At 60.2% G+C, this 14,402-nt stretch carries 16 protein-coding genes; 12 read left to right on the forward strand and 4 right to left on the reverse strand.

What is annotated here, in order from left to right; all coding sequences use genetic code 11:
- Positions 1-161 precede the first annotated feature (161 nt).
- Together ftsB and ispD are read left to right on the forward strand one after the other, a co-directional pair.
- Complete coding sequence (gene ftsB / locus TX24_RS24755) at positions 162-440, forward strand: cell division protein FtsB (protein ID WP_003189195.1); 279 nt, start codon at positions 162-164, stop codon at positions 438-440.
- The gene (gene ispD / locus TX24_RS24760; RefSeq protein ID WP_057711520.1) at positions 437-1,144 is read left to right on the forward strand and encodes a 2-C-methyl-D-erythritol 4-phosphate cytidylyltransferase; all 708 of its coding nucleotides are present in this window, start codon (positions 437-439) and stop codon (positions 1,142-1,144) included. The genes ftsB and ispD overlap by 4 nt, the downstream gene beginning before the upstream one ends.
- Positions 1,145-1,315: 171 nt before the next feature.
- Here ispD and TX24_RS24765 read toward each other — a convergent pair whose 3' ends face one another.
- Entirely contained in the window at positions 1,316-2,212 is an 897-nt protein-coding gene (locus TX24_RS24765; RefSeq protein WP_003189201.1) for a LysR substrate-binding domain-containing protein, read from the reverse strand.
- 109 nt (positions 2,213-2,321) lie between these two features.
- Here TX24_RS24765 and TX24_RS24770 point away from each other — a divergent pair, with 109 nt between their 5' ends.
- From TX24_RS24770 to rpoS, 8 genes are all read left to right on the forward strand, one after another.
- Positions 2,322-3,434, forward strand: a complete 1,113-nt coding sequence (locus tag TX24_RS24770; RefSeq protein WP_003189203.1) for an S-(hydroxymethyl)glutathione dehydrogenase/class III alcohol dehydrogenase — start codon at positions 2,322-2,324, stop codon at positions 3,432-3,434.
- 8 nt (positions 3,435-3,442) lie between these two features.
- Positions 3,443-4,288, forward strand: a complete 846-nt coding sequence (gene fghA / locus TX24_RS24775; protein WP_003189205.1) for an S-formylglutathione hydrolase — start codon at positions 3,443-3,445, stop codon at positions 4,286-4,288.
- 54 nt (positions 4,289-4,342) lie between these two features.
- The gene (ispF, locus tag TX24_RS24780) at positions 4,343-4,816 is read left to right on the forward strand and encodes a 2-C-methyl-D-erythritol 2,4-cyclodiphosphate synthase (protein ID WP_003189207.1); all 474 of its coding nucleotides are present in this window, start codon (positions 4,343-4,345) and stop codon (positions 4,814-4,816) included.
- Positions 4,813-5,871: a tRNA pseudouridine(13) synthase TruD gene (gene truD, locus TX24_RS24785; protein ID WP_003189208.1), complete on the forward strand. Its 1,059-nt coding sequence runs from the start codon at positions 4,813-4,815 to the stop codon at positions 5,869-5,871. The genes ispF and truD overlap by 4 nt, the downstream gene beginning before the upstream one ends.
- On the forward strand, positions 5,859-6,608 hold the full coding sequence (gene surE, locus TX24_RS24790) for a 5'/3'-nucleotidase SurE (protein WP_003189210.1): 750 nt from the start codon (positions 5,859-5,861) through the stop codon (positions 6,606-6,608). The genes truD and surE overlap by 13 nt, the downstream gene beginning before the upstream one ends.
- Positions 6,609-6,649: 41 nt before the next feature.
- The gene (locus TX24_RS24795) at positions 6,650-7,285 is read left to right on the forward strand and encodes a protein-L-isoaspartate(D-aspartate) O-methyltransferase (RefSeq protein WP_169850588.1); all 636 of its coding nucleotides are present in this window, start codon (positions 6,650-6,652) and stop codon (positions 7,283-7,285) included.
- Between the two features lie 209 nt (positions 7,286-7,494).
- Positions 7,495-8,331, forward strand: a complete 837-nt coding sequence (locus tag TX24_RS24800; protein ID WP_003189213.1) for a peptidoglycan DD-metalloendopeptidase family protein — start codon at positions 7,495-7,497, stop codon at positions 8,329-8,331.
- 106 nt (positions 8,332-8,437) lie between these two features.
- Positions 8,438-9,445 (forward strand): RNA polymerase sigma factor RpoS, encoded by a 1,008-nt coding sequence (gene rpoS, locus TX24_RS24805; protein WP_003189214.1) that lies wholly within the window; start codon positions 8,438-8,440, stop codon positions 9,443-9,445.
- 248 nt (positions 9,446-9,693) lie between these two features.
- On the opposite strand, the gene TX24_RS24810 is transcribed toward rpoS, so the two are convergent.
- Positions 9,694-9,903: a cold-shock protein gene (locus tag TX24_RS24810; protein ID WP_002554837.1), complete on the reverse strand. Its 210-nt coding sequence runs from the start codon at positions 9,901-9,903 to the stop codon at positions 9,694-9,696.
- A gap of 388 nt (positions 9,904-10,291) precedes the next feature.
- Here TX24_RS24810 and dcd point away from each other — a divergent pair, with 388 nt between their 5' ends.
- Together dcd and TX24_RS24820 are read left to right on the forward strand one after the other, a co-directional pair.
- Entirely contained in the window at positions 10,292-10,858 is a 567-nt protein-coding gene (gene dcd / locus TX24_RS24815; RefSeq protein ID WP_003189215.1) for a dCTP deaminase, read from the forward strand.
- Between the two features lie 108 nt (positions 10,859-10,966).
- Complete coding sequence (locus tag TX24_RS24820) at positions 10,967-11,164, forward strand: hypothetical protein (protein WP_003189217.1); 198 nt, start codon at positions 10,967-10,969, stop codon at positions 11,162-11,164.
- 22 nt (positions 11,165-11,186) lie between these two features.
- Here the strand turns inward: TX24_RS24820 and pdeM are convergent, their stop codons facing one another.
- Both pdeM and TX24_RS24830 read right to left on the reverse strand, forming a co-directional pair.
- Complete coding sequence (gene pdeM / locus TX24_RS24825) at positions 11,187-11,837, reverse strand: ligase-associated DNA damage response endonuclease PdeM (protein WP_057711522.1); 651 nt, start codon at positions 11,835-11,837, stop codon at positions 11,187-11,189.
- Positions 11,837-14,314: a ligase-associated DNA damage response DEXH box helicase gene (locus TX24_RS24830; RefSeq protein WP_057711524.1), complete on the reverse strand. Its 2,478-nt coding sequence runs from the start codon at positions 14,312-14,314 to the stop codon at positions 11,837-11,839. Before TX24_RS24830 ends, pdeM begins: the two co-directional genes overlap by 1 nt.
- Positions 14,315-14,402: the final 88 nt, after the last annotated feature.

Here is a 14,402-nt window from a genome sequence, read left to right on the forward strand (position 1 = left end):
GTAAAAAGTCGGCGGATTACGTCAGAAATCTCACGAAAGTGTGAATTTCGGCGCTAATCTGCTGACTGACAAGCGCAAGCCTGGTTTTACCAGGCTTTGTGCTATCAGTTGCTGCAAAAGGTTTGCATGACTGTCTTTTTTCACTGGATACCCGGATTTCGATGCGCAGTCCCAATTGGTTGTTCCTCGTCTTGCTCTTGTTGCTGGCTGGCCTGCAGTACCGCCTATGGGTCGGTAATGGCAGCTTTGCGCAGGTGGAAGAGTTGACCCAGCAAATTGCCGACCAGCGTGCCGAAAACGAACGCCTGCTGGAGCGCAACCGTGTCCTCGACGCTGAAGTGCTTGAGCTGAAAAAAGGCACGGAGACCGTTGAAGAGCGGGCTCGCCATGAACTGGGCATGGTCAAGGAGGGCGAGACCCTCTACCAGTTGGCCCAATGAGCCACGATTTACCGGCCTTCTGGGCCGTGATTCCTGCCGCGGGCGTCGGTGCCCGTATGGCTGCGGACCGTCCCAAGCAATACCTGCAACTGGGCGGGCGCACTATTCTTGAACACAGCCTCGGCTGTTTTCTCGACCATCCATGCCTCAAGGGCCTGGTGGTCAGTCTTGCAATTGACGATCCTTATTGGCCCAGCTTGGCATGCGCCAATGACCCGCGTATCCAGCGTGCCAACGGCGGCTCGGAACGTTCCGGCTCGGTTCTCAATGCGCTGCTGCAACTCAATGCCCTGGGCGCCAGTGATGAAGACTGGGTGTTGGTGCATGACGCTGCGCGGCCTAATTTGAGCCGTGATGACCTCGACAAGCTCCTGGCGGAACTGGCCGATGATCCGGTAGGCGGCCTGCTGGCAGTGCCCGCGCGCGATACCCTCAAGCGTGTTGACAGGCATGGCCGTGTGGTGGACACCATTGATCGCAGCCTGATCTGGCAGGCCTACACACCACAGATGTTCCGACTGGGCGCCTTGCATCGCGCCTTGGCGGACAGCTTGGTGGCCGATGCGCTGATCACCGATGAAGCCTCGGCCATGGAGTGGTCCGGGCAGGCGCCGCGTCTGGTTGAAGGGCGTTCGGACAATATCAAGGTGACTCGGCCGGAAGATCTGGAGTGGTTGAAGTTGCGCTGGGCTAACCGGCGGTAACCGCTTCATCGCAGGCAAGCCAGCTCCCACATTTGGATCGCGGTGCGTCAGCTAGATCAGCTTCGGCTGTCAGGCCGTCACGGGAGCAAGCTCCCTCGCCACAGGTCCAGCGTCGCCTCGAAGTTGTGTAGATACCTATGCCGCGATGAGGCCGGTGCAGACCACCTCAATTCAATGCTTGTACTCCGGCCTCTCAGCCAGCCCCACCTTCAAGAAATCCACCAGCTTCCTCACCTTCGGCGACAAATGCCGCTGCTGCGGATACAGCGCCCACACCGCAGTATTCGGCGGTTGATGAGCCTCCAGCAACGACACCAACGCCCCACTGTGCAGATGCTCCAGGACGTAGTAATCCGGCAACTGGCACAAGCCCATGCCTTGCAACGCCGCATCCAGCACTGCTTGCCCACTGTTGCAGCGCCAATTGCCTTGCACGCGCTGGGAAAATTCCCGCCCGTCCTGGGCCATTTGCCAGATATCCGAACTGCCAATCAGGCAGTTATGCCGGCTCAACTCCGACAAGCTGTGTGGCCGACCGTACCGTTTGAGGTAGGAGGGCGACGCACACAGGTACATGCGTCGAGGTGCCAGGCGGCTGGCAACCATGCGTGAGTCTTGCAAACGTCCCAGGCGGATGGCCAGGTCGAGGCCTTCGTGGACCAGGTCCAGTGAGCGATTGGTCAACTCGATGTCCACGCGCAGTTGCGGATAGTGCGCCATAAAGCGTGTCACCAGCGGCACGATAAAACGCTCGCCATAAGCCACGGCGCAGGTCATGCGCAACATGCCCTTGGGTTCGCTGGTCAGGTCGCCCACCGCCCGCAGCGCTTCCTCGCGACCGTCCTGCAGACGTTGGCAGTGTTGCAGGAAGGTCTGGCCGGCTTCGGTCAGCGTCACCTTGCGTGTGCTGCGGTACAGCAATCGGGTTTGCAGGCGTTCTTCCAGACGCGCCACTTGCCGGCTGACGTGGGAGGACGATACCCCCAGTCGCTCGGCCGCCGCCGTGAACTGGCTGCATTCGGCCACCGCGACAAACTCGTCAATGCCTTCCCAGCGGTTCTCCAGCATGCTGATTGTCCCTATATGGCAATAATGTTTTGCTTTTGCCTGGATTATTCATCAATGGGCGATGTTTTACACTCACGGCCTCAGTTTTTAACCCGATGGAGAAACCCGGATGATCAAGTCCCGCGCCGCCGTAGCTTTCGAAGCCAAGAAGCCCCTTGAGATTGTTGAAGTGGATGTCGCCATGCCCAAGGCTGGCGAGGTGCTGCTGCGGGTGGTCGCGTCCGGCGTGTGCCACACCGACGCCTACACCTTGTCGGGTGCAGACCCGGAAGGCATTTTCCCGTCGATCCTGGGCCATGAAGGCGGCGCAGTGGTGGAAGCCATCGGCGAGGGCGTGACCTCGGTCGCTGTGGGCGATCACGTGATCCCGCTGTACACCCCGGAATGCGGCAAGTGCAAGTTCTGCCTGAGTGGCAAGACCAACCTGTGCCAGGCCATTCGCGCGACTCAGGGCAAGGGCTTGATGCCGGATGGCACCACGCGTTTCTCCTACAAGGGCCAGCCGATTTTCCACTACATGGGCACCTCGACGTTCTCCGAGTACACCGTGCTGCCGGAAATCTCCGTGGCCAAGATTCCTAAAGAAGCGCCGCTGGAAAAAGTCTGCCTGCTCGGTTGCGGTGTCACCACCGGCATCGGTGCGGTGATCAACACCGCCAAGGTCAAGCCGGGCGATACCGTGGCCGTCTTCGGCCTGGGCGGCATTGGGCTGTCGGCGATTATCGGCGCGGTCAAGGCCAAGGCCGGTCGCATCATCGCCATTGATATCAACCCGGCCAAGTTCGAAATCGCCAAGCAACTGGGCGCCACTGATTGCATCAACCCGAAAGACTACGATCGCCCGATCCAGGACGTGATTGTCGACCTGACTGATGGCGGCGTGGACTTTTCCTTCGAGTGCATTGGCAATGTGCAACTGATGCGTGCGGCTCTTGAGTGCTGTCACAAAGGCTGGGGCGAATCGGTGATCATCGGTGTGGCCGGTGCTGGCCAGGAGATCGCTACACGTCCGTTCCAACTTGTCACCGGGCGCGTCTGGCGTGGTTCAGCGTTTGGTGGCGTGCGCGGTCGTACCGAATTGCCAAGCTACGTGGAAATGGCCCAGACCGGCGAAATTCCGCTGGATACCTTCATCACCCACACCATGGGCCTGGAAGATATCAACAAAGCGTTTGACCTGATGCATGAAGGCAAGAGCATTCGTACCGTCATTCACTTCTGAGGTCGGCCATGAGTCTGGAAAACCTGTCATGCCAGAAGAGCTTCGGCGGCTGGCATAAACGTTACAAGCATCATTCCGATGTGCTGGGTTGCGACATGACCTTTGCCGTCTACCTGCCGCCGCAAGCAGAGCAGGGCGGCAAGCTGCCGGTGCTGTATTGGCTGTCCGGGTTGACCTGTACTGACGAAAACTTCATGCAGAAGGCCGGCGCCCAGCGCATGGCCGCCGAACTGGGCTTGATCATCGTCGCGCCGGACACCAGCCCCCGCGGCCTCGGCGTGCCGGGCGACCCGGACAATGCCTGGGACTTCGGCCTCGGCGCGGGCTTCTACCTCAATGCCACCCAGGAACCCTGGGCCAAGCACTATCGGATGCATGACTACGTGGTGCAGGAATTGCCGGCATTGGTAGAGGCGCATTTCCCTGCCTCCGATAAGCGCGGTATCAGCGGCCACTCCATGGGCGGTCACGGTGCGCTGGTCTGCGCATTGCGCAACCCTGGACGTTACCTGTCGGTGTCGGCGTTTTCGCCGATCAACAACCCGATGGACTGCCCGTGGGGCCAGAAAGCCTTTTCCCGTTATTTGGGGGAAGAGCGTTCGAAATGGCGCGAATGGGATGCCTGCGTGCTCATCAGCGAAGCCTCGGAAAAGTTGCCGCTCTTGGTGGACCAAGGCGATCGCGACGATTTCCTCGCGGTTCAGCTCAAGCCCGAAGCCTTGCAGCAAGCGGCCAAAGCAGCCAACCATCCGCTGGAACTGCGCCTGCAGCCTGGCTACGACCACAGCTACTTCTTCATCGCCAGCTTCATCGAAGACCATTTGCGCCATCATGGTCGTGCTTTGCTCGGTTAATCCGAGGAAAAAGTAGGTAGAATCACGCCCTGAATTAAATCGGGGCGTTTTTTTATGCGTATTGGCCACGGCTACGATGTGCACCGTTTCGCTGAAGGCGATTTCATCACCCTGGGCGGTGTGCGCATTGCACACCACCATGGGTTGCTGGCTCATTCCGACGGCGACGTGGTCTTGCACGCCTTGAGCGATGCTTTGCTCGGCGCGGCGGCATTGGGCGATATCGGCAAGCACTTTCCGGACACCGATCCCACCTTCAAGGGCGCGGACAGTCGTGTGTTGCTGCGCCATGTGGTCGGCCTGATCCACGCCAAGGGCTGGAAGGTCGGCAACGTCGATAACACCATCGTCGCCCAGGCGCCAAAAATGGCCCCCCATATCGAAGCGATGCGCACAGCGATCGCCGCAGACCTGCAAATTGAATTGGATCAAGTCAACGTGAAAGCCACCACCACCGAAAAGCTCGGGTTTACCGGTCGTGAAGAGGGCATCGCAGTGCACTCCGTCGCCTTGTTGCTGCGCGCATGAACGACCTGCAACTGCTGGGCCCGCGGGCCTATGGCGAGGCCCTGGGCAGCGCGGTACTGAAGGCCACGGCCGAAGACTTCCAGGTTGATGAGGTGCTGGACATCCCGCTGACCGGCGACGGCGAGCACCTGTGGCTGTGGGTGGAAAAGCGCGGCTTGAACACCGAGGAGGCCGCACGGCGTATCGCCAAGGCTGCTGGCGTACCGTTGCGCACCGTCAGCTATGCCGGGCTCAAGGACCGTCAAGCCCTGACCCGTCAGTGGTTCAGCGTGCAATTGCCCGGCAAGGCCGACCCGGACATGAGCGGCGCAGAAAACGACACCCTCAAGATCCTGAAAACTGCGCGTCACAAACGCAAGTTGCAGCGCGGTGCCCATTCGGCCAACGGCTTCACCTTGCGCCTGACCCAACTGGCCGGCGACACCGCTGCCATCGACGCACGTCTGCAGTTGATTGCGCGGCACGGCATCCCCAATTACTTCGGCACCCAGCGTTTTGGCCACAACGGCGGCAACGTGGTGGATGCTCGCGAGTGGGCTGCCCGCAAGGCCCTGCCCGAGCAGCGCAACGTGCGCTCGCGCTTGCTGTCCACGGCTCGCAGTTACCTGTTCAACAAAGTGTTGGCGGCCCGCGTCGCCGACGGTTCATGGCAGCGAGCCCAAGTCGGCGATCTGCTGGCGTTTACCGACAGTCGCAGTTTTTTTCCGGCCGGGGAAGCTGAGTGCAGTGACCCGCGCCTGGCGATCCTGGACCTGCATCCCACCGGCCCGCAGTGGGGCGAAGGTGATTCGCCGGCGAAAGGTCTTACGTACGAGCTGGAACAATCTGTCGTCGCTGGCGAAGCAGACCTACGTGATTGGCTGGTGAAGGCGGGAATGAGCCAGGAACGTCGCATTCTGCGACTGCCCATTGGCGGGTTGACGTGGCATTATCCCGGGCCTGACATTCTGCAATTGGAATTCGTCCTGCCGGCCGGATGCTTCGCCACTGTCTTGGTGCGCGAGCTTGTTGATCTGGTGCCGGTGGGGCAGACGGACAGCCCATGCGTATTCTGATATCAAACGATGACGGTGCCACCGCACCCGGTCTTGCCGCGCTCCATGCTGCGCTGCAGGATTACGCCGAGTGCGTGGTGGTTGCCCCCGACCAGGACAAGAGCGGCGCCAGCAGTTCGCTGACGCTCGACCGTCCGCTGCACCCGCGGGTCCTGGCCAATGGCTTTATCAGCGTCAACGGAACCCCCACCGACTGCGTGCACCTGGCAATCAACAGTTTGCTGGAGCACCAGCCAGACCTGGTGGTCTCGGGGATCAACCTGGGCGCCAACCTGGGTGACGACGTGCTGTATTCCGGCACCGTGGCGGCGGCCCTCGAAGGGCGCTTCCTGGGCCGAACCGGCTTTGCCTTTTCCTTTGCTTCGCGGCAACTGGATAACCTGGCGACGGCGGCCTACTACGCGCGCAAGTTGGTGGAGGCCCATGCTTCCCTGGACCTGCCGCCGCGTACGGTACTCAACGTCAATATCCCCAACCTGCCCCTCGACCATATTCGCGGCATCCAACTCACGCGCCTGGGCCATCGCGCCCGTGCGGCGGCGCCCTTGAAGGTGGTCGACCCACGCGGCAAGGAAGGCTATTGGATCGCCGCGGCCGGCGACGCCGAAGATGGCGGCGAGGGCACGGACTTTCATGCGGTGATGCAAGGCTATGTCTCCGTTACCCCGTTGCTGTTTGATCGCACCTTCAGTGATGCCTTCAGTGGCCTTGATGGCTGGCTGGAGGGACTGCGTTGATGGCTCGTGAACAAGACGACCTGTTGCGCCGTGGCATCGGGATGACCTCCCAGCGCACCCGGGAGCGGTTGATCCAGCGCCTGTATGAAGAAGGCTTGTCCAACGCGCAGGTGCTGGAAGTGATCCGGCGCACGCCGCGGCACCTGTTTGTCGATGAAGCCCTGGCGCATCGTGCCTATGAAGACACGGCGTTGCCCATCGGTCACAACCAGACCATCTCTCAGCCTTACATGGTCGCGCGCATGAGCGAGCTGCTGCTGGCGGCGGGGCCTTTGGACAAGGTGCTGGAGATTGGCACCGGCTCCGGCTACCAGACGGCCGTGCTGTCGCAATTGGTAGAGCGGGTGTTTTCGGTCGAGCGCATCAAGGTGCTGCAGGACCGGGCCAAAGAGCGTCTGGTGGAGCTGAACCTGCGCAACGTGGTATTTCGCTGGGGCGATGGCTGGGAGGGCTGGCCGGCGCTGGCGCCCTACAACGGTATCATCGTCACCGCCGTGGCCACCGATGTGCCGCAAGCCTTGCTGGATCAATTGGCACCTGGCGGGCGGCTGGTCATCCCGGTGGGCTCCGGCGAAGTGCAACAGTTGATGCTTATTATCCGTGAGGACGAAGGCTTTTCCCGGCATGTACTCGGTGCCGTGCGTTTCGTACCCTTGCTCAACGGCCCGCTGGCCTGATCATTTATTCGCGCGCAGTGAATTCTGTAAGCGGGGATGTGTCTTACGGCGGGGTCTATTGAATCAACATGCCTGGCAGCCACGATTAAACATGATGAATTTTTCCTTTCAGTCATGTGCCAGTAAAAAGCCAATGCCCAGTTATACTTGCGTCATATTTCAAGCCTGATCCAGGCGTTAACGTTCAGCCACCACAAAGGGAGCGGCGGGTGAGTCTCACAGGTCCTGCGCAGCGAATGAGTAAAACAAGCTTTCAGCGACTGGTGCTTGGCCTTGTCTTGAGTTCCTTATTGGCAGCCTGCTCGAGCACGCCATCCGGCGGTGCGCGGGTCGTTGACCGTACCAACGCAACCCCCCAAAGGCCCACGGTGACCACCGGTCAATACGTGGTGCGCAAAGGCGACACCCTGTTCTCGATTGCCTTTCGTTATGGCTGGGACTACAAGGCGCTGGCCGCCCGTAACAACATTCCTGTGCCGTATACGATCCATCCAGGGCAGACCATTCGTTTCGATGGTCGCTCAGGTTCCGCACCTACGGCAGTTGTGACAAAGTCGGGTTCTTCGCCATCGTCCTCGAGCAAGACCACCATCATCACTCGGCCTGCAGGCAGCGCCACGCCTACGGTTGCGAGCAAGCCGGCACCCGCGCCGTTGCCACCTGCCGGGCCTGCGCCGACCGGTTGGGGATGGCCCTCAAACGGAGTGTTGATTGGAAAATTCTCTTCAAACGGTAGTTTGAATAAAGGCATTGATATCGCCGGGGATTTGGGACAGCCTGTTTTAGCTGCGTCTGATGGGACAGTGGTGTACGCCGGGAGTGGTTTGCGGGGCTACGGCGAGCTGGTCATCATCAAACACAGCGATACCTACGTCAGTGCCTACGGTCATAACCGCAGGTTGTTGGTTCGGGAGGGGCAGCAGGTCAAGGTCGGACAGACGATTGCCGAAATGGGGTCAACGGGCACAGACCGGGTGAAACTGCACTTTGAGATTCGCCGCCAAGGGAAGCCTGTAGATCCGCTGCAATTCCTGCCCCGTCGTTGATGTGTTGCACAGCCTGTTCCCTCACGTAGAAGGAACAGGCTCCAGCGTTGCCAAGGATAGAGGCGTCGCTTGAGCTTGAGGTCGAACTCACCAAAGGACTATAACAATGGCTCTCAGTAAAGAAGTGCCGGAGTTTGACATCGACGATGAGGTTCTCCTTATGGAGGCCGGTATCGATTTGGAAACGATGTCAGATAATGAAGGGGTATCACCACCTTCAGTTCGCACCAAATCCAAGAATGCTGCCGCATTGAAGCAGCACAAGTACGTTGACTACACGCGGGCGCTCGACGCGACCCAGCTGTACCTCAATGAAATCGGCTTTTCCCCTCTATTGACCCCCGAAGAAGAAGTCCATTTTGCGCGTCTGTCGCAGAAGGGCGATCCGGCTGGGCGTAAGCGCATGATTGAAAGCAACCTGCGCCTGGTGGTGAAAATCGCCCGACGCTATGTCAATCGTGGGCTGTCCCTGCTGGACCTGATCGAGGAGGGCAACTTGGGCTTGATCCGGGCTGTGGAGAAGTTCGACCCTGAGCGGGGCTTCCGTTTCTCTACCTATGCCACCTGGTGGATTCGCCAGACCATCGAACGGGCGATCATGAATCAGACCCGCACGATCCGGTTGCCGATCCATGTGGTCAAGGAGCTCAACGTCTACCTGCGGGCGGCGCGTGAGCTGACGCAAAAACTCGATCATGAACCTTCGCCTGAAGAAATCGCCAACCTGCTGGAAAAACCGGTAGGGGAGGTCAAGCGCATGCTAGGCCTTAACGAGCGTGTGTCTTCGGTGGATGTCTCGTTGGGGCCGGATTCGGATAAAACCCTGCTGGACACCCTGACCGATGACCGTCCGACGGATCCTTGCGAGCTGTTGCAGGACGATGATCTTTCCCAAAGTATTGACCAGTGGCTGTCAGAGCTCACGGACAAGCAGCGTGAAGTGGTGATTCGCCGCTTCGGCCTGCGCGGCCATGAGAGCAGCACCCTGGAGGATGTGGGCCTGGAGATTGGCCTGACCCGTGAGCGGGTGCGGCAGATCCAGGTAGAGGGCCTCAAGCGCTTGCGCGAGATCCTGGAGAAGAATGGCTTGTCGAGTGAGTCGTTGTTCCAATAACGATTGGTAGGGCAGCGATGACAAAACGCCCGATGCATGTGAATGCACCGGGCGTTTTGCTGTGCCCTGATCGTTCCCATGCTCTGCGTGGGAATGCAGCCCTGGACGCTCGGCGTCCCAAAGCGCGACGCCGAGCGTCACAAGAGGCGTTCCCACGCAGAGCGCGGGAACGATCAGGCATCCCGAAATCCAGGCATAAAAAAACCCCGCTTTTAAGGGCGGGGTTTTTTCGACTAAGTCAGTACAAGTTAGATAACTTGAACTTCTTCAGCTTGCATGCCTTTCTGACCGCGGGTAGCGATGAAAGAAACCTGTTGGCCTTCTTTCAGGCTTTTGAAGCCGTCGGATTGGATAGCTTTGAAGTGAACGAACAGGTCGTCACCGGATTGTGGAGTGATGAAGCCGAAGCCTTTTTCATCGTTGAACCACTTAACGGTACCAGTTTGGCGATTAGACATGGTGTATCTCCTTGGACAAAGTTAACTGCGACTCAGGAAAAGCCCTGGCCGAGACTGAGTGCAAAGAGCAGGAAAAATTCTTGGAGATGGTTGGATCGAAATTCAACATATCGTGTAGAGATTCTCAGTGACACAAGCAGCACAGTGGCGCCACCTTAACCCTTTTTCCGGAACGTGCCAATGGTATTTCCGAAGGTTTCTCTATTTTCGTGACTGGCGGTGGTATTTACAGTCATTGATGCCGGCCATCCGGGCCCCGGCTACGCTGGCTGCGGCTTATAGCTGGCGGGGCATTCATCAAGAAAACCCGTGCGGCCTTTGAACCCCAACGCCGGCCCCGGTAAGATGGCCCACAGATTTTTTTCGCCTCGCTATTCAGGACACCGCCATGAGCATCAAATCGGACAAGTGGATTCGCCGCATGGCGCAGGAACACGGCATGATCGAGCCGTTCGTCGAACGCCAGATTCGTGGCGAAGGCGACGAGCGCGTGATTTCGTACGGGGTTTCCAGCTATGGCTACGACGTGCGTTGCGCCGATGAATTCAAGGTGTTCACCAACATCAATTCGGCGATCGTCGATCCGAAAAACTTCGACGAAAAGAGCTTCGTCGACGTCAAGAGCGACGTGTGCATCATCCCGCCCAACTCTTTCGCCCTGGCGCGCACCGTGGAGTTCTTCCGTATTCCTCGCGACGTGCTGACCATCTGCCTGGGTAAAAGCACCTACGCCCGCTGCGGCATTATCGTCAACGTCACGCCGCTTGAGCCTGAGTGGGAAGGCCACGTGACCCTGGAATTCTCCAACACCACCACTTTGCCGGCGAAAATCTACGCCAACGAAGGCGTGGCACAAATGCTGTTCTTGCAGTCCGACGAGGCCTGTGAAGTGTCCTACAAAGACCGTGCGGGCAAGTATCAGGGCCAACGCGGCGTCACTCTCCCACGCGCTTGATCTAAAGCTCCTACGGGCAAAGGGAATTTGTCTGCAGAAAGTGACTCTATCTAGGTGTACTGCTTCGGCGCGTGTGAAACGCGCCGGGCCATACTTGAGGAGTACCCTATGAAGATCGACCCGCGAATCAGCGCAGAACTCGCCCGGCTTGAACCCAACCAGATTGGTGTTCTGGCCTGGTCCCTGATGGCCAACCCCGCGCACGGGGGCGGCATCCCCGGTCAACCTGAACCTGATTACCCGCAGCCTACCGAGCCGGGTGAGCCGACCTTACCGGACGAGCCACCACCCGCGCCTGTTGCCTGATACCTGAGCGGGCCTTATCGATTCATTGAATCGGCCAGACTTGGTGATCGCCGATCACAAAGATTCGCTGGTCTTGGGCCTGCTCCACGGCATAACCCCCTGTAAACGCGCCAAAGGCTGGCAGCAGGCTAACCTGAGCGCCGATCTGGAAGCACGGCAAGCGCAGCCGTTGGCGCCCTTTGCCTCGCAGGTGGTACACCGGATGCACATGCCCCGCCAGTACATGGTGGCTGACGTGTGCCTCTGGCTCATGCTGCAAGGCGAAAGGGCCCATTAGCAGGGGCTCGGGGACCACCTCAATGGCCAAATCCAGCGGTGGGTCACCGGCACGTTTGTCGTGATTGCCGCGAATCAAGATCAAGGCCAGTTTGCGATTGCGCTCACGCCAGGCCCGGATTGCGTTCAGGGTGCCGCTGGCGTGAGAGCCAGGGCCGTGCAGGAAATCGCCGAGAAAGATCAACTGCGCGCACGGCAGGGCCGATAACAGCTTGTCCAGGCGTTCCAGGTTGGCCGTAGTCGTGCCCTGTGGCACCGGCTGCCCCAGGCTGCGATAGGCCGACGCCTTGCCAAAATGCGCGTCGGCAATCAATAGGCATCGACGTGCGGGCCAATACACGGCCTTGTCCGGCAATAGCCATAGCTCTTCGCCTTCCAGCATCAGTGGGTAATGCATCAGCCTTGCCCTTTGTCGGCGACTTTTTCCAGGTCCTTGACCATCCGCGCGATGCGCTCCGAAAGCTTTTCCGAACTCATGCTTTCGCGCATCCGTTCTACCAGCAGCGGGAAGGCCAGGGGTGTGGGCCGCTGGATCGTGTGCAGGTCCAGCCTCAGCGTCGACAGATGATTCAGCGTGTGTTCCAGCCGGCGAATATCCAATTCATCACGCAGAACTTCTTCACCGGCCTGGGCCAGCAGCAGGTTCTGCGGGTCATATTGCTTGAACACCTCAAAGAACAAGCCGCTGGAAGCCTGCACTTGTCGCGTGCTTTTCGGCGCGCCGGGATACCCGGCAAATACCAGCCCGGCGATTCGCGCAATCTCGCGAAAGCGGCGCAGGGCCAGTTCGCCGGCATTGAGGCTGGCGATCACGTCAGCCAGCAGGTCTTGGGGGCTCAGCAACGTAGCGTTCAACAGCTGGGGCCACTGCACCTCGGTGGCGCTCAACAGCTCCAGGCCATAATCATTCACCGCAATCGAGAAGGTCAGCGGCTGCTGTTGGCTGACCCGCCAGGCCAGCAAACTGGCCAAGCCCAGGTGTACCTGGCGGCCAGCGAAGGGGTACAGAAACAGGTGCCAGCCTTCCCGCGAACGCAGGGTTTCAGCCAGCAAATGCTCACGGGTCGGCAGGCCGGACCAGCGCAATTGGGTGTGCAGCAACGGTTGCACCGCCTGCATCTCCGGGCCGTCGAACTGCCCATGGGCGGCGGCATCAAAACGCTCGACTACCGCCTGGGCCAGTTCGTTGGAAAGGGGCATGCGCCCGCCATTCCAGCGTGGCACGGCGGCTTTTTTCGCGGTGCTGCGACGTACATAGGCGGTCATGTTTTCCACGCGCACCAGTTCCAGCAAGCGTCCGGCGAACAGAAACCCATCCCCCGGCTTGAGCCTTGCAATAAACCCTTCCTCGACACTGCCCAGGTTCTTGCCGCCGCCCTTGCTCCAGAACTTGAGCTGGATACTGGCATCACTGACGATGGTGCCGACGCTCATGCGATGGCGGCGTGCGAGGCGTGCATCCGGGACACGCCAGATGCCGTGCTCATCGGGCTCCACGCGGCGGTAATCCGGATAAGCGGTGAGTGACAGGCCACCATGGCGCACAAACCCCAGGGCCCAGGCCCAATCCGCTTCGGTGAGGTCGCGATAGGCCCAGGCGCCGCGCACTTCGTCCAACAGTGCTGCCGGAGTAAACCCGCCGCCCAAGGCCATGCTGACCAAGTGTTGGACCAGCACATCCAGCGGCTTGTAAGGTGATTCCCGCGCTTCGATGTGCCGTTGGGCGATCGCATCCTGGGCGGCCGCGGCTTCCACCAACTCCAGGCTGTGGGTGGGCACCAGCGTTACCCGTGAGGGCCGCCCTGGCGCGTGGCCGGAACGCCCGGCGCGTTGCATCAACCGCGCTACGCCCTTGGCGGAACCAATTTGCAGCACCCGTTCCACCGGCAGGAAGTCCACGCCCAGGTCGAGGCTGGAGGTGCACACCACCGCCTTGAGTTGCCCGTCTTTCAACGCCCGCTCCACCCAGTCGCGGGTCTCGCGCGATAACGAACCGTGGTGCAGGGCAATCAAGCCGGCCCAGTCCGGACGCGCGTCCAGAATCGCCTGGTACCAGATCTCCGATTGCGCCCGGGTATTGGTAAATACCAGGCAACTGCTGCTGGCCTCTACCTCGGCGACCACCTGCGGCAACATCTTCAAACCGATATGCCCGGCCCAAGGAAAGCGCTCGGTGACGGGCGGCAGCAAGGTGTCGACCTTCAGTGCCTTGGCCGTTTGCCCCTGTACATTAATGCCGTCGCCCTGTGGGACCAGTACTTCCAAAGCGTGGGCCTGATTACCCAGCGTCGCGGAAATACCCCACACCATCAACTCAGGATGCCAGCGCCGCAAGCGTGCCAGCGCCAGTTGCAACTGCACGCCACGCTTATTGCCGATCAGTTCATGCCATTCATCCACGATGACCATGCGCAGGTGCGCCAGGCTGGTCTCACTGTCGGCGCGGGCCAGCATCAACGTCAGGCTTTCCGGGGTGGTGACCAGGGCGGTGGGTTGGCGACGGGTCTGGCGCGCGCGTTCACTGCTGCTGGTATCACCGGTGCGCAGGCCCACGCTCCAGGGAATCTGCAACGCCTCCAGTGGGGCTTGCAGGGCGCGTGCGGAGTCGGCGGCCAAGGCGCGCATCGGCGTGATCCATAGCACGGTCAGCGGCTCGGCAGGCGGTTTGCGTTTGCCTGTGACGGGCGGGCGGGTGATGGCGAAACGATTGAGGGCGGCAAACCAGAGGGCATAGGTTTTACCCGCCCCAGTGCTGGCATGCAGTAACCCCGACTGGCCGGCCTTGACCGCGGCCCATACCTCTTTCTGAAAGGCGAATGGCTTCCACCCTTGGGTGGCAAACCATTGCTTGGCGAAGTCGGGGTTTTTTGCCATGCGGCAGCGGACGCTCTGGAGGGGTTAGTTCAAAGACCCTTCAGGCACCGCCGACGTTCAACTGTAGGAGCGGGCTAGCCCGCGAAAA

This window comes from Pseudomonas lactis, assembly GCF_001439845.1.
Lineage (GTDB): Bacteria > Pseudomonadota > Gammaproteobacteria > Pseudomonadales > Pseudomonadaceae > Aquipseudomonas > Aquipseudomonas lactis.